The following is a 21,854-nucleotide window of genomic DNA, read 5'->3' as shown; positions in this document are numbered from 1 at the left end:
TGATTTGTGTTAATTGGTTCGTACAAATTATAGATTAATAAAACAATAGATTGACATGTACGAACCAATGTAATAAGCTTTTGTAAAGCGCTTACAAACTTATCCATTCAGCATGCATTCCAGATACATAGATCGGCTGTAGTGCTTTCATTCTTATTAAGGGATAGGAATGATCAAGTTTGTCTCACAATACGGCAGTCATTCAAACTGATATCACACGGGGAACCATTAATAAAAACATATACGGACATTTCGCGGAACACCTGGGAAGAGGCATATATGAGGGCATCTGGGTCGGAAAAGATTCCGATATTCCGAATACCGGCGGGGTCAGGACGGATGTTGCCGCCGCCCTCAAACAGCTTCAGATTCCCGTCCTCAGATGGCCGGGCGGCTGTTTTGCTGATGAATACCATTGGGCAACTGGCGTAGGGAAACGCAAAACCATGCTGAATACCCATTGGGGCGGGACGATTGATTCCAATGAATTCGGCACGCACGAGTTTATGATGCTTTGTGAACTGCTCGGCTGCGAACCGTACATCGCCGGAAACGTCGGCAGCGGAACGGTTAAAGAAATGGCTGATTGGATTGAATACATGACGTTTGAAGCGGGCACGCCGATGTCCGACTGGAGGAAAGAAAACGGGCGGGAAAAACCGTGGAAGCTGAAATATTTCGGAATAGGAAATGAGAACTGGGGCTGCGGCGGAAACATGCATCCTGAGTATTATGCCGACCTTTACAGAAACTTTCAAACCTATGTCCGTAATTACAGCGGCAATGAAATCTATAAAATTGCCGGCGGCGCGAATGTCGACGATTACCGCTGGACTGAAACTTTAATGAAAAAAGCCGCTGATCTCATGGACGGGCTGAGCCTTCATTATTACACAATACCGGGCGACTTCTGGAAGGGGAAAGGATCAGCGACGGAGTTTACGGAAGATGAATGGTTCATCACGATGAAAAAAGCGGCGCATATGGATGAATTGATCACAAGGCACAGTGCCATCACGGATCAGTACGATCCCGAAAAAAGAGTCGGGCTGATCATTGATGAATGGGGCACGTGGCTTGATCCTGAGCCGGGCACGAATCCGGGTTTTCTGTATCAGCAGAATACGATCCGCGACGCCCTTGTCGCCGCCACGCATTTTCATATTTTTCATCAGCACGCAGACCGCGTACAGATGGCCAATATCGCGCAAACCGTCAACGTACTTCAGGCAATGATCCTGACAAAAGGGAAAGAAATGCTGTTGACGCCGACGTATCATGTGTTTGATATGTTTAAAGTGCATCAGGACGCTTCTTTTTTGGCGACAGAAACAAAAGCAGCCGGGTACGAATGGAATGACGGCCGGCTCCCGCAAGTCAGCATTTCAGCGTCCAAACAGCAAAACGGAGACATACATATCAGCATTTGCAATATCGATCATCTGCAAAAAGCTGATGTGAAGATTGAACTGCGGGGCATGAAAAAGACAGGGAAGCCTTCGGGAACGATTCTGCACGCGGAAAAAATGAATGCCCATAATACATTCAGCAGTCCGGAAAACGTCAAACCGAAGCCGTTTTCCGGGTTTTCTCAAAAGGGCGGAAAACTTGAGGCGGAGCTTCCTCCGATGGCGATTGTATTAATCACGCTGCCTGCGGGTCCATCTTAAGTTTTGAACGCCCCCCGCCCGGTTATAATACACTGTATAAATAAGATTATTTCCGGCGGGTTCGGGAGAAAATAATATAAGCATTAAATTAGCATGAACGAATGGGAGATGCTATACTAAAAATCATCATTTGACAATTGGAGGAATAACAAAATGGCTATCGTAAAAGCAACTGATCAATCGTTCTCAGCTGAAACAAGTGAAGGTGTCGTATTGGCTGATTTCTGGGCTCCTTGGTGCGGACCTTGTAAAATGATCGCGCCCGTTCTTGAAGAGCTTGATCAAGAAATGGGAGACAAACTGAAAATCGTCAAAATCGACGTGGATGAAAACCAAGAAACTGCCGGTAAATACGGCGTCATGAGCATCCCGACACTTCTCGTGTTAAAAGACGGAGAAGTCGTTGAAACATCTGTCGGTTTCAAACCGAAAGAAGCTCTTGAAGAGCTTGTAAACAAACATCTGTAAGCCGAAAGCTTCCGTTACGGCAGGGCGATTCCTTTGAAAGGGAATCGCCTTTTTTGATCTTCCAAAAGCTGAGAATGGAGAAAAACAAATGTTCGTGATACACTGAATGGACACGAGAAATGAATGTAAGGAAGGGTAACGTATGAATAAACAACTGAAAGAAAAACTGGCCCTCCTTCCCGATCAGCCGGGCTGTTATTTAATGAAAGACCGTCAAAAAACAGTCATCTACGTGGGGAAAGCGAAAGTCTTGAAAAACAGGGTGCGATCTTATTTCACCGGTTCTCACGACGCAAAAACCCAACGGCTTGTGACGGAGATTGAGGACTTTGAATATATCGTGACTTCCTCCAATCTTGAAGCGCTTATTTTGGAAATGAATCTGATTAAAAAATACGATCCGAAATACAATGTCATGCTGAAAGATGATAAAACCTATCCCTTTATTAAAATCACCCATGAACGCCATCCGCGGCTGATTGTCACCCGGAATGTCAAAAAAGACAAAGGACGCTATTTCGGCCCGTATCCGAATGTGCAGGCGGCGCGGGAAACGAAAAAACTGCTGGACCGCCTTTACCCGCTCAGGAAATGCTCAAAGCTTCCGGACCGCGTCTGTCTCTATTATCATCTCGGACAATGCCTCGCCCCATGTGTAAAGGATATATCTGAGGAAACAAACCGCGAGATTGTTGAAGACATCACCCGTTTTTTAAAGGGAGGGCATAACGAAATCAAAAAAGAGCTCGAAGCGAAAATGGCAGAAGCGGCGGAAAAGCTTGAATTTGAACGGGCTAAAGAATTCCGCGACCAGCTTGTTCACATCGAATCGACGATGGAGAAGCAAAAAATGACCATGAATGACCTTCTGGACCGCGATGTGTTTGCATATGCCTACGATAAAGGCTGGATGTGCGTCCAAGTCTTTTTCATTCGCCAAGGAAAACTGATCGAACGCGACGTCAGCATGTTTCCGATGTATCAGGAAGCGGATGAAGAATTTCTGACCTTCATCGGCCAGTTCTATTCCAAAAACAATCACTTTCTGCCTAAGGAAATCCTGGTGCCTGACAGCGTTGACAGGGACATGATCAGCGAGCTGTTGGAAACCGCCGTGCATCAGCCGAAAAAAGGCCCGAAAAAAGAGCTGCTTTTGCTTGCGCACAAAAATGCGAAAATCGCCCTGCGGGAAAAATTCTCGTTAATCGAGCGGGATGAGGAACGGTCAATCGGTGCAGCCGAACGGCTCGGCGAAGCGCTGAATATTTACACGCCGCACCGGATTGAAGCGTTTGACAACTCCAATATTCAAGGCACAAACCCCGTATCGGCCATGATTGTCTTTATTGACGGAAAACCGAATAAAAAGGAATACCGCAAATATAAAATTAAAACCGTAACAGGGCCGGATGATTACGGCTCAATGAGGGAAGTCGTCAGAAGAAGATACACGAGGGTGCTCCGCGAAAACCTTCCGCTGCCCGATTTAATCATCATTGACGGCGGAAAAGGGCAGATTAACGCGGCGCGCGATGTGCTCGAGAATGAGCTCGGCCTTGATGTCCCGGTAGCGGGATTGGCGAAAGATGATAAACACCGAACATCCAACCTTTTGATCGGCGACCCGCTTGAACCGGTGTTTCTGGAGCGGAACAGCCAAGAGTTTTACCTGCTTCAGCGTATTCAGGACGAAGTTCACCGTTTTGCGATCAGCTTTCACAGACAGATCCGGGGAAAAAGCGTCTTTCAATCCGTTCTGGATGATATCCCCGGAATCGGCGAAAAACGCAAAAAAATGCTCTTAAAACATTTCGGATCTGTCAAAAAGATGAAGGAAGCAAGCCTTGACGATATCAAAAAAGCGGGTGTGCCGGCCGCGGCGGCCCAGCTGCTGTTTGAAAAATTAAAAAAATAGTATTGTGCTTTTCTGAAAAATCTGCTAGAATGTGAACTAATTTCATAAGATCGTGTTATATGGTGAAGATAGAGGTGCGAACTTCAATAGTAAGCCTTTGGAGAATGATGGATTCTGCGAAAAAGGCTGAAAGGGGAGCGTCGCCGAAGTGTATCACATCCCATCGGTGTGATTCGCTGGCCTTGCATTAAATAAATGTAAGGCTGTCAAGAATTCATTTTCTTGGAGGGCTATCTCGTTGTTCATAATCAATCGTAATGATATGAAAAAGCAATGAGAGCTATTCCTCTCATTGCTTTTTTTATTGTGGACAAAACGCTCTTTTCTCCTCACCCGCACGAACCAAAATGTAAAGGGTGGTCTAGTATGGGTCTTATCGTACAAAAATTCGGAGGCACTTCCGTCGGCTCTGCCGAAAAAATTCAAAATGCCGCAAATCGCGCCATTGCTGAAAAGCAAAAAGGCCATGATGTCGTAGTCGTCGTTTCGGCAATGGGAAAATCAACCGACGCGCTCGTTAACCTCGCGGCTGAAATCACATCTGAACCAAGAAGACGCGAGATGGATATGCTTTTGTCTACGGGAGAGCAGGTCACGATTTCGCTTTTGGCCATGGCGCTTCAGGAAAAAGGATATGACGCCGTCTCTTATACGGGCTGGCAGGCGGGTGTCCGCACGGAAGCCGTTCACGGCAATGCGAGAATTACGGATATTGATATCACGGCGATTCGTTCGCAGCTTGCAGAAGGCAAAATCACAGTCGTTGCCGGTTTTCAGGGCGTAACGGAAGACGGCGGCATCACGACGCTCGGACGGGGCGGTTCCGATACGACGGCGGTCGCTCTTGCAGCAGCGCTGGAAGCGGATAAATGCGACATTTATACAGATGTTCCGGGCGTATTTACGACAGATCCGCGGTATGTCCGGTCAGCGAGAAAACTGGCGGGAATTTCTTATGATGAAATGCTGGAGCTTGCAAATCTAGGAGCGGGTGTTCTTCACCCGCGGGCGGTTGAGTTCGCGAAAAACTACCAAGTGCCTTTGGAAGTGCGGTCAAGCACGGAACATGAAGCGGGAACATTAATTGAGGAGGAATCATCAATGGAGCAGAATTTAATCGTCAGAGGAATTGCATTTGAAGACCAGATCACGAGGGTGTCCGTTACAGGCCTTGCAAGCGGATTGACAACACTTTCAACAATCTTCACCGCGCTGGCAAAACGAAACATCAACGTTGACATTATTATTCAGACTCAGTCGGACGATGGGGAAGCGGATATTTCTTTCTCAGTGAAAACGGAAGATGCCGCGCAAACGGTCGCCGTGCTTGAAGAATATAAAAACGCGCTTGACTATGAAAAAATTGAAACCGAAAGAAAACTGGCGAAAGTCTCTATTGTCGGGTCGGGCATGGTTTCAAATCCCGGCGTCGCCGCGGACATGTTTGCCGTACTGGCGAAAAAAAATGTACAAGTCAAAATGGTGAGCACATCTGAAATAAAAGTATCAGCGGTTGTCAGTGAAAATGATATGGTGAAAGCGGTCGAAGCGCTTCATGATGCGTTTGAGCTTTCTAAACAGCCGTCTGCCGTATAAACAGGCAGGCAAAAAGGCGGGACTTGGAGTCACCGCCTTTTTTCAATTATACAGGGTCCTTCATATCCCATTTTACGGTCAGGACGACTTTATCCGCTCTCTTTTTTACCTGTTCATAAGATTCTGCAATCTGATCGTTCATCAATTGAATCTGTTCGGCTATAAAACCGGCTTCAAGCTGGAAACAAGGCTCTTTCTGATGTTTGAGCCTGCTGGATACGAGCGGTCCTTCCAGTTCAAATTCCAGTTCTTGTTTTTTTGATCCTGCGTTTGTCAAAGTTCCCCAGCCGGCTTTTTCAAAAAAGGCGGGGATTTCTTCCCACGATTGAAGAGGAAATTTGCGGGCGAGGCGTTTTCCCGCCCAATACATCATCGATGAATGTTCCGGGCCGAGGATATCCGGAAGCACGATTTCCCGGATTAATTCGTAGCCGTATGCGCTGACGTCGAGTTCAGTTAAAGGTTCTAAAGCTGCTTCATAATTATTCTTCATATTATGTATTCCCCTCTCTCCTTCGTTTATTATAGCTTAAACAGGGGGGAGGATTACAGGATGATCCTATAAAACAAGCGAAAAAATGTGAGAAAGATATCGCAGGAAAATAAAATTTTCCCTCCAGATAATCAATTCCGAAAATTATAATTTATGTACACGTTTTCTTGACGCCCTTTTGAGGGAGGAGTAAAATGAAATTGTCAATAAATTTTAATAAAGTGCTTACAATTGAAACGAAGTGGGGGCAGAGATTTTAGTACATTTCGCACTTAAATCAAACAGGGGGTAAAGTAATGTCTGGGAACAGAGAGTTTTATTTTCGAAGATTGCATTCCTTGCTCGGTGTTATTCCGGTCGGCATCTTTTTGATCCAGCATTTAGTCGTCAACCAATTTGCCGCAAGGGGAGCGGATGCGTTTAACAAGGCGGCCGGCTTTATGGACAGTCTGCCGTTCAGGTATGCGTTAGAAATTTTTATTATTTTCTTACCTTTAATTTATCATGCGGTTTACGGTGTGTACATAGCATTTACTGCGAAAAACAACGCTGGCCACTACAGTTATTTCAGAAACTGGATGTTTGTGCTTCAGCGTGTCACTGGTATTCTCACCCTTATTTTCGTCAGCTGGCATGTGTGGCAGACGCGGATTGCCGCGCAGATGGGCGCTGAAGTCAACTTCGATATGATGGCGAATATTCTGAGCTCGCCGTTTATGCTCGGCTTTTACATTGTAGGCGTTTTATCGGTCATTTTTCACTTTTCAAACGGCTTATGGTCTTTTGCGGTCACATGGGGGATCACGGTCACGCCGCGTTCTCAAAGAATTTCGACTTACGTGACGCTGATTATATTTTTAGCGCTTTCATACGTAGGTTTAAAAGCGATTTTTGCGTTTGTGTAAGAGAACTAGATTACTAGAGGGAGAGGGGCTATCATGAGTCAATCAAGCATTATCGTAGTCGGCGGGGGTCTTGCCGGCCTCATGGCGACAATTAAAGCAGCGGAATCAGGCACGGCCGTTAAATTGTTTTCCATCGTTCCGGTCAAACGCTCTCATTCGGTCTGCGCGCAGGGCGGGATAAACGGAGCTGTCAACACAAAAGGGGAAGGAGACTCTCCGTTTGAGCATTTTGATGACACGGTATACGGAGGCGACTTTTTGGCAAACCAGCCTCCTGTAAAAGCGATGTGTGAAGCGGCGCCGTCCATTATCCACTTATTGGACCGCATGGGGGTTATGTTTAACAGAACGCCGGAAGGGCTTTTGGACTTCCGCCGTTTCGGGGGTACACAGCATCACAGAACCGCATACGCGGGAGCGACGACGGGTCAGCAGCTTCTTTACGCACTGGACGAGCAGGTGCGCAGATATGAAGTGGCGGGTCTCGTCACAAAATACGAAGGCTGGGAATTCCTCGGCGCCGTTCTTGACGATGAGCGCACGTGCCGCGGTATCGTAGCCCAAAATCTGACCAATATGCAAATCGAGTCATTCCGTTCTGACGCCGTTATTATGGCGACGGGAGGACCCGGAATCGTATTCGGAAAATCAACAAACAGCATGATCAACACGGGATCTGCCGCATCAATCGTTTATCAGCAGGGCGCTTATTATGCAAACGGCGAATTTATCCAAATTCACCCGACAGCAATCCCGGGGGACGATAAACTGCGTCTGATGAGTGAATCGGCGCGCGGCGAGGGCGGAAGAGTCTGGACGTACAAAGACGGAAAACCTTGGTACTTCCTTGAGGAAAAATATCCGGCATACGGAAACCTCGTGCCGCGGGATATTGCGACACGTGAAATCTTTGACGTGTGCGTGAATCAGAAACTCGGCATCAACGGAGAAAACATGGTGTATCTCGATCTGTCGCACAAAGATCCGAAAGAGCTTGACGTTAAGCTTGGCGGCATTATCGAAATCTATGAAAAATTCATGGGCGATGACCCGCGCAAGCTTCCGATGAAAATTTTCCCTGCCGTTCACTATTCAATGGGCGGACTGTGGGTTGATTATGATCAGATGACAAGCATCCGCGGACTGTTCGCAGCGGGTGAATGTGATTATTCAATGCACGGAGGAAACCGTTTAGGGGCGAACTCTCTGCTTTCCGCCATCTACGGAGGAATGGTGGCCGGACCGAATGCGGTGAAATATGTTTCCGGACTTGAAACTTCAGCGGAAGACCTGTCTTCTTCATTATTTGATTCCTATGTGAAAAAAGAAGAAGAAAAATGGGCCGATATTATGAAGATGGACGGCGACGAAAATGCCTACGTGCTTCACCGTGAGCTCGGAGAGTGGATGACGGCCAACGTCACGGTGGTCCGCCACAACGACAAGCTTTTGAAAACGGATGACAAGATCCAAGAGCTGATGGAACGCTTTAAGAAAATCAATATCAACGATACGACAAAATGGAGCAACCAAGGGGCGATGTTCACCCGCCAGTTCTCCAATATGCTTCAGCTTGCCAGAGTCATCACGCTCGGCGCATATAACCGAAATGAAAGCCGGGGAGCGCACTATAAACCGGATTTCCCTGAAAGAAATGACGATGAGTGGCTCAAAACGACGATGGCTAAACATGCCGGTCCGTTTGAAGCTCCGGAATTTGAATATCAGGATGTCGATGTATCACTGATTGCGCCCCGTAAACGCGACTACTCGAAGAAGAAGGTGGCGAAATAATCATGAGTGAGAAAAAGATACGGTTTATCATTACACGTCAGGATACGCCCGAAAGCGCGCCATACGATGAAGAATTCGAAATCAATTACCGCCCGAATCTGAACGTGATTTCTGCCCTGATGGAAATCCGCAGAAATCCCGTGAATGCAAAAGGAGAGAAAACCACTCCGGTCGCATGGGACATGAACTGTCTTGAAGAAGTATGCGGCGCCTGCTCCATGGTCATCAACGGGAGACCGCGCCAGTCATGTACGGCGCTGATTGATAAGCTGGAACAGCCGATCCGTCTGAAGCCGATGAAAACATTCCCGGTTGTCCGTGACCTTCAGGTTGACCGCAGCAGAATGTTTGATTCACTGAAAAAAGTGAAAGCATGGGTGCCGATTGACGGAACTTACGATTTGGGGCCGGGGCCGAGAATGCCGGAAAAACGCCGCCAGTGGGCATATGAATTGTCTAAATGCATGACATGCGGCGTCTGCCTCGAAGCCTGCCCGAACGTCAACAGCAAGTCGAAATTCATGGGGCCTGCCCCGATGTCGCAAGTGCGTCTGTTTAACGCCCATCCGACGGGCGCGATGAACAAAGCAGAACGTTTAGAAGCGTTAATGACAGACGGCGGCCTTGGAGATTGCGGGAATTCACAAAACTGTGTGCAATCCTGCCCGAAAGGCATTCCGCTTACGACTTCAATCGCCGCTTTGAACAGAGATACCAATTTACAAGCATTCCGTAATTTCTTCGGAAGCGACAGAGTATAAGAAAGAGAAAAAGAGCCTCTTCCGCACGGGAGAGGTTTTTTTATAAGGAGCTGAAGATGATGAAACAACCGCAATATATTGATATCCCGTTTGAAGAATGGAGACAGTCGTTTTCTTTCTTTACTGAAGTATCGGTTCGTTTTTCAGAAACGGATATGTTCGGCCATATGAATAATGTAACCCCTTTCATCTATTTTGAAGAAGCACGGATCGCTTATTTTAAACAGCGAGGCATAACGGCGCAAAACTCGGAAACGATGACGGTCGTCGCAAGCCAGCAGTGCGACTATATGCGTCAGGTGATGCCGTATGAAAATCTGCGGATTTATGTGAAAGCAAGCGCTGCCGGAAATGCGTCCGTCACCCTTCATTACCTTGGAGAAAATGAGTCGGGCCTCCCGTGCTTTACAGGTTCCGTCGTTATGGTTCAAGTGTCGAAGAAAAGCGGCAAAGCGGTCAGCTGGACGGAGCGGGAGAAAGGCATTCTGCTCGCCTGAACGGATAACTATTTCTCTAAGAGACATCACCTCCGAAGCGCCCTTTACATATGATATCTTGACTATATAAACCCATTCGTTTCAGATTCGCTCTCACCTTAGCAAGGAGGGTTACAATACTTGAAGGAGAAAGATTTTCAATCAAAGCCGCTGCTGACCAAAAGAGAAAGAGAAGTATTCGAATTGCTCGTTCAAGACAAGACAACAAAGGAAATTGCAAGCGAGCTATTTATCAGTGAAAAAACTGTACGGAATCACATTTCAAATGCCATGCAGAAGTTAGGTGTGAAAGGGCGTTCGCAAGCTGTTGTCGAGCTTCTTAGAATGGGTGAGCTAGAGCTCTGATTCTTGCCGGTTTTCCTTCTTTTCGAGAAGGAGCCGGTTATTTGCGTTGGCGCCCGGGCTGATGGGCATGCGGTGAAAATCCCGGTTTTTCCTTTTTCTCCGTCAGTCTTGCATTTTCTTAAAAAAAGAAGGAAAATAGACACGGAGCGCATAGCCCAGAAAGATCCTTGAGTGAGGGATGGACAAATGACATCAAAATCTGTAGAGCATGTTGCGGATATCGAAAAATCACTCCGCCATATCGCTGCGATCATTAAACAAAAAGGAAGAGAAATCCTTAACCAATATGCAATTACACCGCCGCAATTCGTGGGGCTTCAATGGCTTTATGAATTGGGGGATATGACAATAGGCGAATTATCAGCCAAAATGTATTTGGCTTGCAGCACGACGACGGATCTGATAGACCGCATGGAAAAAAATAAGCTTGTCGAGCGGGTCAAAGACCCGGCTGACAGACGGGTCGTCAGAATTCATCTTCTCGCTGAAGGAGAGCGCATTATCCAAGAAGTGATTTTGAAAAGACAGGCTTATTTGCGGGATATGTTTGCGACATTTTCCGAAGAAGAAACAGCCGCTTTCGAAAAATCATTATTGAAACTGCAGCATGAAATGAAAAGAAAATGAGGCGATTTTGTTGGAACAGCCGATAGGAGTCATTGATTCCGGGGTTGGCGGGTTAACCGTTGCTAAGGAAATCATGAGACAGCTACCGAAGGAAAATATCATCTATGTGGGAGATACAAAACGCTGCCCGTACGGCCCGCGTCCTGAAGAAGAAGTTCTTCAATACACGTGGGAAATGACCGATTACCTGCTGGAAAACCACCATATCAAAATGCTCGTGATCGCCTGCAATACGGCCACGGCCATTGCCTTGGAGGATATTCAGCGCAAAACGGATATTCCGGTTGTCGGCGTCATTCAGCCGGGTGCGAGAACGGCGATAAAGGTCACGAAAAACCAGCATATCGGCGTCATCGGCACGGTCAATACCATTAAAAGCAGAGCGTATGAGCAGGCGCTGCTCGGGTTAAACGCAGAACTTCAAGTTGAGAACACGGCTTGTCCGCTGCTCGTGCCGTTTGTAGAAAGCGGACGGTTTCTTCAGGAATCGGCGGAGGAAGCGGTTGAAGCATCGCTTGAGCCTTTAAAAGGTACATCAATTGACACCTTGATTTTAGGATGTACGCATTATCCGATTTTAAAAGATCCGATTCAGAACTATATGGGGGAGCATGTGAAAATCATTTCCTCCGGAGACGAGACGGCGAGAGAAGTGAGCACCATCTTGTCTTATAAAGGTTTGTTAAACCAATCGAAACATGCACCGGAGCATCAATTTCTTACAACGGGAGAGCGGAACGGCTTCGCAAAAATTGCCGAAGACTGGTTCGGCCACGAAATCGGCCATGTCGAGTGCATCTCCCTTCAAGAGCCGGTCAGAAAATAAATCAAAAAACCCGCTGTTTACGGCGGGTTTTTTTGCGCTTCCCGGTCTATTTCCCGGACAGGGCTCGTATACATCATAGTACAAACAGCCTTAGGAGGGAAAAGTATGCTGAAAAAAGGACCTGCAGTCATTGCTGCAACATGTCTTACTTCGGCTTTTGTGTTATCTGGATGCGGTTTGTTTCAATCCGATAAAACAGCCGGGGAAATTGACCCGCCTCAAGACATTTCATATGTAAAGGATGAAGCGGGAATTCAGGCAAAACCAAAGCAGTCAGAGAAAAACGGCACTTCTAAAGCCGACCAGCCGGCCAATACAGTCATGCGAGAGCTGTATCTGATTGATAAAAACGGCTATGTCGCAGCACAGACACTGCCTCTTCCGAACAGTGAGGGAACCGCAAAGCAGGCCCTTGAGTATTTGGTTCAGGGAGGGCCTGTGTCAGAAATCCTGCCGAACGGCTTCAGAGCGGTGCTCCCTGCGGATACGACGGTAAATGTCGATATTAAAAAAGACGGCACTGCCGTCGCTGATTTTTCGAAGGAATTTAAAAACTATAAAAAAGAAGACGAACAAAAAATCCTGCAATCGATTACATGGACGCTTACCCAATTCAGCTCAATAGATAAAGTCAAAATCAGAATCAACGGGCACGAGCTGAAAGAAATGCCTGTGGGCGGCACGCCGATTACGGGCGACTTAAGCAGAAAAGACGGGATTAATATTGAAACGGCCGGAGTGAATGATCTGACAGACACCCATCCGCTGACTGTATATTATCTGGCGGAAACAGAGACAAGCGAATACTACGTGCCTGTCACAAAGCGGATTGACAATTCGGAAACAAATGACATCACCGCTGCCGTTGAACAGCTCGCTGACGGACCGGGCAAAGCAAGCGGGCTTTTGACGGACTTTAATAACGATGTTAAGCTTCTCAGCAAGCCGAAAGTGAAAGACGGCCAGGTTACACTGGACTTTAACAGCTCTATTTACGGAAGCGCCGACGAAAAAACAAAAATGGTATCATCGGGCGTACTGGACAGCATCGTTCTCACGTTAACCGAACAGCCGTCGATCAAAAGTGTTTCTATAAAAGTAAATGGAAAATCAGAACTGGTGAATGAAAAAGGAGAATCCCTTTCAAAACCTGTTTCGAGGCCGTCACAAGTGAATACGGGTAGTTTTTAATTTGCGATTTTTGATATACTAGTAAAAAAGAGGTTAGCGTTCCGGCTGCCTCTTTCTTTATTCACAATCCGGAACAAAAGGTTTATGTACATATAATCGGAGGTAAAATATGAGACACGACGGAAGACAGCACGATGAGCTGCGCCCTATCACATTTGATTTGGATTTTATCACTCACCCGGAAGGCTCTGTTTTAATTACAGCAGGAAATACGAAGGTCATCTGTAATGCATCTGTGGAAGACCGGGTGCCGCCATTTTTACGCGGCGGAGGAAAAGGCTGGATCACAGCGGAATACAGCATGCTTCCCCGCGCGACGAATCAAAGAACGATAAGAGAATCTTCAAAAGGAAAGGTCTCCGGCAGAACGATGGAAATTCAGCGGCTGATCGGGCGCGCGCTCCGGGCCGTCGTTGATTTGGAGAAGCTCGGCGAACGCACGATCTGGATCGACTGTGACGTCATTCAAGCCGACGGCGGAACAAGAACGGCTTCCATTACGGGCGCCTTCTTGGCGATGGCCATTGCGATCGGCAAACTCGTAAAAAGCGGCGTTATCAAAACCTCTCCTGTGACAGATTATCTCGCGGCCATTTCTGTCGGGATGGATAAAGAAGAAGGCCTTCTTTTGGATCTGAATTATGAAGAGGATTCGGCGGCTGAAGTCGACATGAATATTATCATGACGGGAAGCGGACGTTTTGTAGAGCTTCAAGGGACGGGCGAAGAAGCCACATTCTCCCGCGAAGATTTAAACGGACTGTTAAGCCTTGCTGAAAAAGGAATCCAGACGCTTATTCAAAAGCAAAAAGAAGTGCTGGGAGAAACATTGCCAGAACTGAAATAAGAAAGAGAGGCCTGATCACCGTGAAAGAAGCCATTATTGCGACACACAATCAGGGAAAAGTGAAAGAATTCAAAGAAATACTCGAACCGAAAGGCTACAGCGTCTCTTCTTTGGCGGAAATCGGATTTACGGAAGAAATTGAAGAAACCGGACATACCTTTGAAGAAAACGCCATCTTAAAAGCGGAAGCCGTGGCAAAAGCCGTAAACAAAATGGTCATTGCAGATGACTCCGGTTTATCGGTGGACAACCTTGGAGGCAGACCGGGCGTTTATTCAGCCCGTTATGCCGGAGAAGCAAAAGATGATAAGGCGAATATGGACAAGGTGCTGTCAGAATTAAAAGGCATCGAAAAAGAGCAGCGCACGGCCCGTTTCCGCTGCGCCCTTGCCGTCAGCATGCCGGGGCAGGAAACAAAAACGGTCGAAGGTCATGTTGAAGGGTATATTGCGGAAGGACCCGAGGGGGATAACGGGTTCGGCTATGATCCCGTTTTTATTGTAAAAGATAAAGATAAAACCATGGCCCAGCTGACAAGCGCTGAGAAAAACAAAATCAGCCACAGGGCTGAGGCGCTCAAGAAACTGTCAAAGCTGCTTGATTCATAAGGGGGAGCGTATGCAATGAAAGTGCTGATAATAAGTGACAGTCACGGCCTTGAAAACGAGCTGGAGACGATTGCAAAGCGGCACGAAGACGAAGCGGATCTGATGATTCATTGCGGTGATTCAGAGCTTGACGCCGCACATCCGGCGCTCACGCCGTATCACACGGTAAAAGGCAATTGCGACTTTGGCGGCGGGTTTCAGGATGAACTCCTTCTGGACGCCGGTTCAAAGAAAATTCTGGCCGTTCACGGGCATCTTCACGGCATTAAACAGTCACTTTTAACTGTTTTTTACCGGGCGGAAGAGCTTGGGGCGGATATCGTCTGCTTCGGCCATTCACATATTGCCGGGAGTGAAGAGCTTCGGGGCAAGCTTTTGATTAATCCGGGCAGCATCCGTCTTCCGAGAGTCCGCAATGTGAAAAGCTATGCCATTCTTACTCTTACAGAAAGAGAAGGCGCCGTGACATTTTACGACGAAACGGGTCGGGAATTGAAGGACTTGGAGACTACAATCAGTTTTTAACAAGTGATGGGGGAGATTTCTTTCTTCCCCATCAAAAGTTTTTAAAAAAATATTGACTTATGATCTGAACCTGTATATAATAAATCTTGTCGCTGATACATAAAGCAAAAGCTGTCCCAGTAGCTCAGCTGGATAGAGCAACGGCCTTCTAAGCCGTCGGTCGGGAGTTCGAATCTCTCCTGGGACGTACAAAAAAAGAGCTGGTGACATCAGAGTGAAAACTGATGCCGCTGGCCTTTTTTATCGGATGACTATATTGTCAATTCGCTGATATCATGGTAAAATGATCAGCAGAACAATTTGATTTTCATGTCCCAGTAGCTCAGCCGGATAGAGCAACGGCCTTCTAAGCCGTCGGTCGGGAGTTCGAATCTCTCCTGGGACGTAATTAAATCGGGTGCAACCCCCGTCAAATCAACCTTCTATATCGTTTAGTGAAACGGTCAGTATAACGGTCACGTAAGAAATTACACCGTATATCGACTTACTAACGATATAGGAGGTTTTTTGTATGACTAAAAGAAAAGGTCTGTTTGATGTGGACGTTGATTTAAGAAGATTACTAGAGGATTTACCTAGTTCAAGCCCAAACACTCTTACACTAAAAAGTAACGTTATTCAAAATGCTAAACATACTACAGAACTGATTCTAATTACAAAAGCTTTAGAAATAATTACTAGGCAAATGAAGGTGAGTGGCAACAGAAGCCGTACTATCAGTGATTATGTACATCATGTAGAGCATTTCCAGAGTGTAACACATTTAAAATTTGTTGAGGATATCAACGCCAAAGAGATTTATAGATGGTTGGACAGCATGAATGTCAGTAATCAAACAAAATTAACTAGATTGAAATGTTTAAAGGCCTTTCTCTCTAGATGTTTTGATAATGGTTGGATTCAAATTAAATTTTGGAAGACCATCAATATAAAGGTTGATTCAAAAATTAAAGAAGGTGCAACAGAGCATGATATTAAGGTATTACTCTCTTTATTAGACCTGCATAACTTCATACAACTAAGGGATGCTGTTGCCGTACTGGTAATGTATAAGACAGGTATTCGTATAAATACATTGACTAAACTTGAAGAACGCCATATAGACTTCAATAACAATTTGTTAAATTTGGATGGTAGCATCATGAAGAACCATCAACAAATAAAATTGCCTTTTGATAATCTATTGAAAGAGTTGTTGACTGTTCTTATAAAACAGAATGCAGCGATTAGAAAGGAATATGGGAAGAATAACAGGTTGGTATTTATTACGAAATATGGTGACGTTATATCGACTTCGCCGACACATAATAATATCCAGAAGCGACTTAATAAGTATTCAAAAATGTATACTTTTACAAATAGTCAAATATAGGCTGCTTAGCTGTGTATTTCTTGTTCGTTAATATTAAAAAACTCTTTACGGATATTCGGTAAGTTGCAGGGATGTATACGAACATTCATTAATAAATCAATCAAAGGGGAGAGAAACAAAATGCAAATAAAGAAATTTGGCTATGTCCGTGTAAGCAGCAAAGACCAGAACGAAGGCAGACAAGTTGCATCTATGATAGAGCAGGGGATTGAAGAACGGGATATATTCATTGATAAGCAATCAGGTAAGGATTTTGAGCGGAACGATTACCAACTCATGAAAAGGTCATTGCGTGAAGGTGATGTTCTGTATATACACTCTCTTGACCGTTTCGGTAGGAACAAAGATGAAATCCTTAATGAATGGCAGCAAATCACCAAGAAGATTAAAGCAGATATAGTTGTGCTGGATATGCCTCTCCTTGATACAACGAAATACAAAGACAGCATGGGGAGCTTCATATCTGACCTTGTACTTCAAAAATTGTCATGGATGGCTCAGGAAGAAAGGGACCGCATCCGAAAAAGGCAGCGAGAAGGCATAGATGTAGCATTAAAGAAAGGTGTTCAATTTGGTAGACCAAAATTAGAGCCTACGCATGAATTTTACCAAGCGTATAAAAAGTGGAAAGCTGGGGAGATAACTGCTACCTTAGCAATTGAAGTAACAGGAATGAAAAGAACAACATTCTATAAGTTGGTCAAAGAAATTGAATCTATAAAGCAATAAGTATTTAGCTGGAAAACTAAGGGCATGAATTAAGAGCACTCTAAGTGATATATGGTTTTATGGAAATTTTCTAGCTCAAGCCTACAAGACAGCATTCATGTCAATAAATGTTATGTTATGTAGAAAAAATGTCACTTTTTATGTACAATATAATCATATTATCTAATGGGGTGTCAAAAAATGAGTGGTAGTGTGTCAGAATATACATCTTATATTTATATAAAGAATGAATTAGCTGCTTTAGGTTGGGTTACAAAAAATCCTAACAGGAATGCCGATGGACAAGTATATACGCAACAAGAATGTCTAGGTAACCCTGAAATAAAAAAACAGTTGGTTAATTTAAAGCCAGAGTATGTGGTGAAAATATCTGAGGATGAATTTTATGTTATTGAAGCAAAAGCTAAAATTGATGACATAGATAAAGCTTTTAATGAAGCAATTGATTATGCAAAAAAAATAAATACAAACGACATTATTTGTGCTCCAATTATTTCAGGAGTAGCTGGAAATGATGATGACGGATATCTTGTTAAAAGTGCTTTTTACGAAAATGGTGAATTCAAGGAAATAAATTATCATGGAAAAGAAATTACAAGTTTAGTAAGCCCAGGAATTGCAGAAGAATTAATAGAAAATGATGTTGCTGCTATTAAAGAACTAGAAATTAATGAAAAGCATCTTCTTAAAACTGCTGAAGAAATAAATGAAATTTTACATTTAGGTTCAATAAATAAAGATGAGAGAGCATCGGTTATGGCTACTCTTTTGTTGTCATTAATTGATGAAACTAAACCTAATTATAATGCATCTCCTACGATATTTGTTAAAGATGTTAATAGTAGAGCTGAGGAAGTTCTAATACAGCATAATAAACGTGACTTTTTTAAGCATATACAAATAAAATTACCAAGTAAGGCGGAAGGTCAGCAAAAATATAAAAAAGCCCTAGTCGCTACAATATTTAAGCTAATGAAAATAAATATCAAGGCAGCTATGTCTTCTGGAACAGATATTTTAGGCAAATTTTACGAAGTATTTTTAAAGTATGGAAATGGTGCTAAAGATATTGGTATTGTTTTAACACCTAGGCATATCACGCAATTTGCATGTGATGTTCTAAATATTACTCATCAGGATGTTGTTTATGACCCGACTTGTGGAACAGGGGGATTCTTAGTATCAGCATTTGACCATGTAAGAAGAAATTCAACAGATGCACAAATCAAAGAATTTCGTAAACATCGAATTTTTGGTGTAGAACAACAACCTAGAATAGCAGCACTTGCAATTGTAAATATGATTTTTCGTGGTGATGGAAGCAATAACATTATAGATAACAATTGCCTCTCTATTGGATTGAAAAAATTGGTTTTAAATAGTTCAAATACAGCTGAATATGTTGGTAAGGGAGAAAATGAAGGTAAGGAACCTATTACGAAAGTTTTGATGAATCCGCCTTTCGCATTAAAGGATAAAGATGAAAAGGAATATAAGTTTATTCAACATGCATTGGACCAAATGGATGATGGTGGTCTTCTTTTTGCAATAATTCCTGTTTCTGTATTAACGAAAAGTGGAAATTCAAAGAAGTGGCGAAAAGACCAACTGTTGCAAAATAATACCTTGTTATCAGTTATTTCATTGCCTGAAAAATTATTTTACCCTGTTGGTGTTCATACATGTGCAATCATAGTAAGAAAAGGTGTTAAACATGATAAGAAAAATAATGTTCTATGGTTAAGATGCAAACAGGATGGTTTTAAGGTTAAGAAAGGAAAAAGATTAACGGAACCATCTGAAGTTGATGATTTAAAAAAGGTACAAAAAATACTTAAATCAGCTATTTTAACTGGTGATTTTAATATAGATAATATTCCTGAATTTCAAAAGTCTTCTCCTATTTTAATGGAAGATAATTTATTGGAATTAGTTCCAGAGGCATATTTAGACCAAACGATACCAACTGCTACTGAAATAATTGATGGAGTTGAGGAATTAGTAAGAGAAACTGCTGCATTCTTAATTCGTGGGAAGAAGGATAAGGAATTTATAAATGAAGACTAGTACAAGTAAAACGATTAGTATTAATAAACTATTTACATTTACAACTGGAAATTTACCTGCACTTGAAAAATTAGATGATGGGCCCATCCCATTAGTTTATGGTACTAGTACTAATAATGGTGTTGAAAAATACGTTGCTGTTGAGAATGAGGATGACATTTTTCAGCCACCATTAATAACAGTTTCGTATTTAGGGAGTGCTTTCGTTCAAGTAGTTCCCTTTACAACTTCTGTTGTTGATAAAAGTAACATAATAATATTAGTACCAATAAAAGAAATGTCTGTAGAAGAAATGTATTTTTATAGTTATCAGATTAATAGGAAAGCAAAATTCGGCTTCCATTATGGAAGAAGGTTAAATATGGCACGATTAAAGAAAATGGAATTGTTACCATATGAAAATCAAATTAAGCAAATAAATTTTAAAAAGTTATTACCAGAAATTAAATTATATGAAATTCCCAAAATTCAAGACGAAAAAGCATCTGTTCCTATAACAAACCTATTTGAAATTATTAATGCAAAATCAAAAGGGTATGATATATACGATAATGGGGATGTAGCATTTGTCTCAAATGGAACATTTAATAGAGGAATAGTTGGGTACGTTACTCCATACGATGATGATAGGGTTTTTCATGAAAAGTCAATTTGTGTTTCAGCGTTCTGTGAAGCTACAATACAAGAACCTCCTTTTTTACCAAGGGGTAATGGTGGTAGTGGACTATTAGTACTTAAACCTAAAAAGGAAATGTCAGATGCAGCCTTACACTTTTATGCTGCTTATATAAATAAGTTTTCTAAGTGGAGATTTCATTATGGTAGGATGGTAACGATAGCAAGGTTTGAGAAGCTTATGTTACCGAATGTTGAATTTTAATTATTACATGAAATTAATTTGCTTATTTAACTTTCTACACCTGAATAAGAAAAATAAAATGTCTTTTGACCATGATATGTATTAGTATCAATGGTTTAAGGGCTTTTTATTGCTTGTGGGCACTTTGTTTCCAAATGGGTTAGGTGGATATCTCTAGGAGGAAGAAGCTATATTTTTTATAAAATAAACAATACTGGGCTAAACTAATATAGGATATATTTAAATTGAAAAACGAAGTATAAAGAACTATAATTATAAAGAGTCAAGCGGTCTAAGTTCGAAAGGCGACCGTTATACTAAAGAGCGGATAAATACAGTATGTCCCAGTAGCTCAGCCGGATAGAGCAACGGCCTTCTAAGCCGTCGGTCGGGAGTTCGAATCTCTCCTGGGACGTATAAAAAACCTCAAGCCCTGACAATGGGTTTGAGGTTTTTTTGTATTTTATTTTTAATTTTACGAAACAAAAGTTCCGTATTTGATGAAAATTGTAAAGTAATTTTAACATAAATGAAACTTAATGTAATATTTACCGTAATAAATATATCTATAAAGATACTTAAGGCGCCCTTGAGTGATAAATTATCTAATTTCTATCATACATTTTGTCAATGAATGATAGAAAGACAGCAGGAGGAATTAGCTTTTGAAGTACGCATTTGCATATAAAAATCACAATATAGAAACGATCTTTTGCGGAAAAGACGAGCTGTTTGAGGAACTGAAGCAATTTTTAATCACTCAATGCGGTTTAATCATTGTTGAGGTTTCAAGGGCTGATTACTATACGGAGCAGGAAATGAATCAATGGAATGACCGTTATACTCTGTGAATAAGAAAAGAAACCGGCCGTGGGAGGCCGGTTTTTGTATCATCTGAATCCGCTCGGAGCGCTGAAGCCCCCGGCATGGCCGCTGAAACCGCCCCCGAGCGCGCCGGGATGCGCCCCGACGCCGAGGCTTCCGCCGACGTCACTGAAGGATTGGCCGTAGTACCCGGTTGTATAAGGGTACGGAACGAATTGCTGCCCGCCGAATGACAGCGTGCTTTGCGGGGTCTGCTGTCCGTATCCGGACGACGGGAATCCCTGCTGAAAAGAAGGGCCGCCTTGATATGGTGCTGTATGCATCGGGGCCGGAGGATAGTAAGACTGAGGCGGTAAGACCGGTAAAGGCGGAAATCCGGGAGGCAGGCCCTGCATGCCTGATAACATCTTATTCATGACATCACTCATTTCTTACGAGATAAGAACAGTCTATGCGTATGTCTGTAGAAAGAGCCTGTTCAATCGATCGGAATATCTGACAAGCATGCCGGAAGGACAGAGAAAAATTGTGTAATAAAATGTGACATATTCGTATATGAACGGAAAAATTTCATGTAATCTTGAGAGATTAATAAAAAAATGATAAAAACTTTTAACATTTACAGATCCCTTTGTACCAGTAATGAAAGCGTATACAAAATAGATTGATTAATCTAAATTGTCTAATAATTATAAAAATGCTGTTGACACTGCCTGCAAACGGGCGTAATATGAGTTCAAACAAAAATAAATAAATGATTCACGCTAAAAAGAAAAATCATAAAACACTGAAAAAACAAACAAGTGAAGGTTCTTTTTTAATAAAAGAGCTGCCATAATAAAAAGCGCCGAAGAGGATAAGTAGCTTTGCTGAAGTTTTTCACAGAGAGCCGGTAACGCTGAGAGCCGGTAAAACAAAACAAAGTGAACTCCCC

At 43.4% G+C, this 21,854-nt stretch carries 22 protein-coding genes, 3 tRNA genes, 1 riboswitch and 1 other annotated feature (1 of these 27 only partly in view); of the genes, 23 read left to right on the top strand and 2 right to left on the bottom strand.

Translation table 11 applies throughout. The features are described 5' to 3' along the window. Nucleotides 1-179: 179 nt before the first annotated feature. From NYE50_RS15115 to NYE50_RS15100, 4 genes are all read left to right on the top strand, one after another. On the top strand, nucleotides 180-1,670 hold the full coding sequence (locus NYE50_RS15115; protein WP_159354441.1) for an alpha-N-arabinofuranosidase: 1,491 nt from the start codon (nucleotides 180-182) through the stop codon (nucleotides 1,668-1,670). Between the two features lie 153 nt (nucleotides 1,671-1,823). After that, nucleotides 1,824-2,138 (top strand): thioredoxin, encoded by a 315-nt coding sequence (gene trxA / locus NYE50_RS15110; RefSeq protein ID WP_003152560.1) that lies wholly within the window; start codon nucleotides 1,824-1,826, stop codon nucleotides 2,136-2,138. Nucleotides 2,139-2,280: 142 nt separating this feature from the next. Continuing rightward, nucleotides 2,281-4,053: an excinuclease ABC subunit UvrC gene (gene uvrC / locus NYE50_RS15105; protein WP_017418307.1), complete on the top strand. Its 1,773-nt coding sequence runs from the start codon at nucleotides 2,281-2,283 to the stop codon at nucleotides 4,051-4,053. 61 nt (nucleotides 4,054-4,114) lie between these two features. Continuing rightward, nucleotides 4,115-4,294: riboswitch (Lysine riboswitch) on the top strand. Between the two features lie 125 nt (nucleotides 4,295-4,419). Continuing rightward, nucleotides 4,420-5,649, top strand: coding sequence for an aspartate kinase (locus NYE50_RS15100; protein WP_224988363.1), 1,230 nt, complete (start codon nucleotides 4,420-4,422; stop codon nucleotides 5,647-5,649). A 46-nt stretch (nucleotides 5,650-5,695) separates the two neighbouring features. Here the strand turns inward: NYE50_RS15100 and NYE50_RS15095 are convergent, their stop codons facing one another. Then, on the bottom strand, nucleotides 5,696-6,142 hold the full coding sequence (locus NYE50_RS15095; RefSeq protein ID WP_007612940.1) for a YslB family protein: 447 nt from the start codon (nucleotides 6,140-6,142) through the stop codon (nucleotides 5,696-5,698). A gap of 296 nt (nucleotides 6,143-6,438) precedes the next feature. Between NYE50_RS15095 and sdhC the strand changes: the two genes are divergently transcribed. The 19 genes from sdhC (at nucleotide 6,439) to NYE50_RS15000 (ending at nucleotide 20,946) form a co-directional block, all read left to right on the top strand. Next, nucleotides 6,439-7,047, top strand: coding sequence for a succinate dehydrogenase cytochrome B558 (gene sdhC, locus NYE50_RS15090; RefSeq protein WP_003152571.1), 609 nt, complete (start codon nucleotides 6,439-6,441; stop codon nucleotides 7,045-7,047). A gap of 33 nt (nucleotides 7,048-7,080) precedes the next feature. After that, nucleotides 7,081-8,841, top strand: coding sequence for a succinate dehydrogenase flavoprotein subunit (sdhA, locus tag NYE50_RS15085; protein ID WP_003152573.1), 1,761 nt, complete (start codon nucleotides 7,081-7,083; stop codon nucleotides 8,839-8,841). A 2-nt stretch (nucleotides 8,842-8,843) separates the two neighbouring features. Beyond that, nucleotides 8,844-9,602, top strand: coding sequence for a succinate dehydrogenase iron-sulfur subunit (sdhB, locus tag NYE50_RS15080; protein WP_003152575.1), 759 nt, complete (start codon nucleotides 8,844-8,846; stop codon nucleotides 9,600-9,602). Nucleotides 9,603-9,661: 59 nt separating this feature from the next. Then, entirely contained in the window at nucleotides 9,662-10,099 is a 438-nt protein-coding gene (locus NYE50_RS15075) for an acyl-CoA thioesterase (protein ID WP_012118126.1), read from the top strand. Nucleotides 10,100-10,219: 120 nt separating this feature from the next. Next, nucleotides 10,220-10,444 carry a spore germination transcription factor GerE gene (gerE, locus tag NYE50_RS15070; RefSeq protein WP_003152579.1) on the top strand — a complete coding sequence of 75 codons (225 nt, stop codon included), beginning with the start codon at nucleotides 10,220-10,222 and terminating at the stop codon, nucleotides 10,442-10,444. A gap of 186 nt (nucleotides 10,445-10,630) precedes the next feature. Beyond that, nucleotides 10,631-11,071, top strand: coding sequence for a MarR family winged helix-turn-helix transcriptional regulator (locus tag NYE50_RS15065; protein WP_014418574.1), 441 nt, complete (start codon nucleotides 10,631-10,633; stop codon nucleotides 11,069-11,071). 7 nt (nucleotides 11,072-11,078) lie between these two features. Beyond that, the gene (gene racE, locus NYE50_RS15060) at nucleotides 11,079-11,897 is read left to right on the top strand and encodes a glutamate racemase (RefSeq protein ID WP_012118125.1); all 819 of its coding nucleotides are present in this window, start codon (nucleotides 11,079-11,081) and stop codon (nucleotides 11,895-11,897) included. A gap of 105 nt (nucleotides 11,898-12,002) precedes the next feature. Further along, nucleotides 12,003-13,088, top strand: coding sequence for a GerMN domain-containing protein (locus NYE50_RS15055; protein WP_014418573.1), 1,086 nt, complete (start codon nucleotides 12,003-12,005; stop codon nucleotides 13,086-13,088). Nucleotides 13,089-13,197: 109 nt separating this feature from the next. Next, nucleotides 13,198-13,935 (top strand): ribonuclease PH, encoded by a 738-nt coding sequence (gene rph / locus NYE50_RS15050; protein WP_007612934.1) that lies wholly within the window; start codon nucleotides 13,198-13,200, stop codon nucleotides 13,933-13,935. A gap of 11 nt (nucleotides 13,936-13,946) precedes the next feature. Beyond that, the gene (locus NYE50_RS15045; protein WP_159354714.1) at nucleotides 13,947-14,543 is read left to right on the top strand and encodes an XTP/dITP diphosphatase; all 597 of its coding nucleotides are present in this window, start codon (nucleotides 13,947-13,949) and stop codon (nucleotides 14,541-14,543) included. Between the two features lie 15 nt (nucleotides 14,544-14,558). Then, a complete protein-coding gene (locus tag NYE50_RS15040) occupies nucleotides 14,559-15,068 on the top strand; it encodes a YfcE family phosphodiesterase (RefSeq protein ID WP_100261932.1) in 510 nt (169 codons plus the stop codon). A gap of 113 nt (nucleotides 15,069-15,181) precedes the next feature. Next, nucleotides 15,182-15,255, top strand: a tRNA-Arg gene (locus NYE50_RS15035). A gap of 124 nt (nucleotides 15,256-15,379) precedes the next feature. Continuing rightward, nucleotides 15,380-15,453: transfer RNA gene (locus NYE50_RS15030), tRNA-Arg, on the top strand. Nucleotides 15,454-15,579: 126 nt separating this feature from the next. Then, the gene (locus NYE50_RS15025; RefSeq protein ID WP_159354440.1) at nucleotides 15,580-16,440 is read left to right on the top strand and encodes a tyrosine-type recombinase/integrase; all 861 of its coding nucleotides are present in this window, start codon (nucleotides 15,580-15,582) and stop codon (nucleotides 16,438-16,440) included. A gap of 120 nt (nucleotides 16,441-16,560) precedes the next feature. After that, on the top strand, nucleotides 16,561-17,169 hold the full coding sequence (locus NYE50_RS15020) for a recombinase family protein (protein WP_159354439.1): 609 nt from the start codon (nucleotides 16,561-16,563) through the stop codon (nucleotides 17,167-17,169). Between the two features lie 180 nt (nucleotides 17,170-17,349). After that, on the top strand, nucleotides 17,350-19,236 hold the full coding sequence (locus NYE50_RS15015; RefSeq protein WP_159354438.1) for an HsdM family class I SAM-dependent methyltransferase: 1,887 nt from the start codon (nucleotides 17,350-17,352) through the stop codon (nucleotides 19,234-19,236). Then, on the top strand, nucleotides 19,226-20,116 hold the full coding sequence (locus NYE50_RS15010) for a restriction endonuclease subunit S (protein WP_159354437.1): 891 nt from the start codon (nucleotides 19,226-19,228) through the stop codon (nucleotides 20,114-20,116). Before NYE50_RS15015 ends, NYE50_RS15010 begins: the two co-directional genes overlap by 11 nt. Nucleotides 20,117-20,436: 320 nt before the next feature. After that, nucleotides 20,437-20,510, top strand: a tRNA-Arg gene (locus tag NYE50_RS15005). Nucleotides 20,511-20,760: 250 nt separating this feature from the next. Beyond that, complete coding sequence (locus NYE50_RS15000) at nucleotides 20,761-20,946, top strand: hypothetical protein (protein WP_007408136.1); 186 nt, start codon at nucleotides 20,761-20,763, stop codon at nucleotides 20,944-20,946. A 39-nt stretch (nucleotides 20,947-20,985) separates the two neighbouring features. On the opposite strand, the gene NYE50_RS14995 is transcribed toward NYE50_RS15000, so the two are convergent. Continuing rightward, nucleotides 20,986-21,336: a DNA helicase gene (locus tag NYE50_RS14995; RefSeq protein ID WP_159354436.1), complete on the bottom strand. Its 351-nt coding sequence runs from the start codon at nucleotides 21,334-21,336 to the stop codon at nucleotides 20,986-20,988. Between the two features lie 422 nt (nucleotides 21,337-21,758). Beyond that, nucleotides 21,759-21,854 (top strand) — a binding site (T-box leader) (it continues 156 nt past the right edge of the window).

It is taken from the genome of Bacillus sp. EU55, from assembly GCF_038005925.1.
GTDB lineage: Bacteria > Bacillota > Bacilli > Bacillales > Bacillaceae > Bacillus > Bacillus velezensis.
The sequence above is the reverse complement of the archived record's forward strand: the minus strand, read 5'-3'. Positions and strand labels throughout refer to the sequence as shown.

What these genes read in the sequence shown, in the direction of transcription:
- trxA (WP_003152560.1), top strand. Translation starts at nt 1,824, where the DNA reads ATGGCTATCGTAAAAGCAACTGATCAATCGTTCTCAGCTGAAACAAGT.
- uvrC (WP_017418307.1), top strand. Translation starts at nt 2,281, where the DNA reads ATGAATAAACAACTGAAAGAAAAACTGGCCCTCCTTCCCGATCAGCCG.
- NYE50_RS15100 (WP_224988363.1), top strand. Translation starts at nt 4,420, where the DNA reads ATGGGTCTTATCGTACAAAAATTCGGAGGCACTTCCGTCGGCTCTGCC.
- NYE50_RS15095 (WP_007612940.1), bottom strand. Translation starts at nt 6,142, where the DNA reads ATGAAGAATAATTATGAAGCAGCTTTAGAACCTTTAACTGAACTCGAC.
- sdhC (WP_003152571.1), top strand. Translation starts at nt 6,439, where the DNA reads ATGTCTGGGAACAGAGAGTTTTATTTTCGAAGATTGCATTCCTTGCTC.
- sdhA (WP_003152573.1), top strand. Translation starts at nt 7,081, where the DNA reads ATGAGTCAATCAAGCATTATCGTAGTCGGCGGGGGTCTTGCCGGCCTC.
- sdhB (WP_003152575.1), top strand. Translation starts at nt 8,844, where the DNA reads ATGAGTGAGAAAAAGATACGGTTTATCATTACACGTCAGGATACGCCC.
- NYE50_RS15075 (WP_012118126.1), top strand. Translation starts at nt 9,662, where the DNA reads ATGAAACAACCGCAATATATTGATATCCCGTTTGAAGAATGGAGACAG.
- NYE50_RS15065 (WP_014418574.1), top strand. Translation starts at nt 10,631, where the DNA reads ATGACATCAAAATCTGTAGAGCATGTTGCGGATATCGAAAAATCACTC.
- NYE50_RS15055 (WP_014418573.1), top strand. Translation starts at nt 12,003, where the DNA reads ATGCTGAAAAAAGGACCTGCAGTCATTGCTGCAACATGTCTTACTTCG.
- rph (WP_007612934.1), top strand. Translation starts at nt 13,198, where the DNA reads ATGAGACACGACGGAAGACAGCACGATGAGCTGCGCCCTATCACATTT.
- NYE50_RS15040 (WP_100261932.1), top strand. Translation starts at nt 14,559, where the DNA reads ATGAAAGTGCTGATAATAAGTGACAGTCACGGCCTTGAAAACGAGCTG.
- NYE50_RS15025 (WP_159354440.1), top strand. Translation starts at nt 15,580, where the DNA reads ATGACTAAAAGAAAAGGTCTGTTTGATGTGGACGTTGATTTAAGAAGA.
- NYE50_RS15020 (WP_159354439.1), top strand. Translation starts at nt 16,561, where the DNA reads ATGCAAATAAAGAAATTTGGCTATGTCCGTGTAAGCAGCAAAGACCAG.
- NYE50_RS15015 (WP_159354438.1), top strand. Translation starts at nt 17,350, where the DNA reads ATGAGTGGTAGTGTGTCAGAATATACATCTTATATTTATATAAAGAAT.
- NYE50_RS15010 (WP_159354437.1), top strand. Translation starts at nt 19,226, where the DNA reads ATGAAGACTAGTACAAGTAAAACGATTAGTATTAATAAACTATTTACA.
- NYE50_RS14995 (WP_159354436.1), bottom strand. Translation starts at nt 21,336, where the DNA reads ATGAATAAGATGTTATCAGGCATGCAGGGCCTGCCTCCCGGATTTCCG.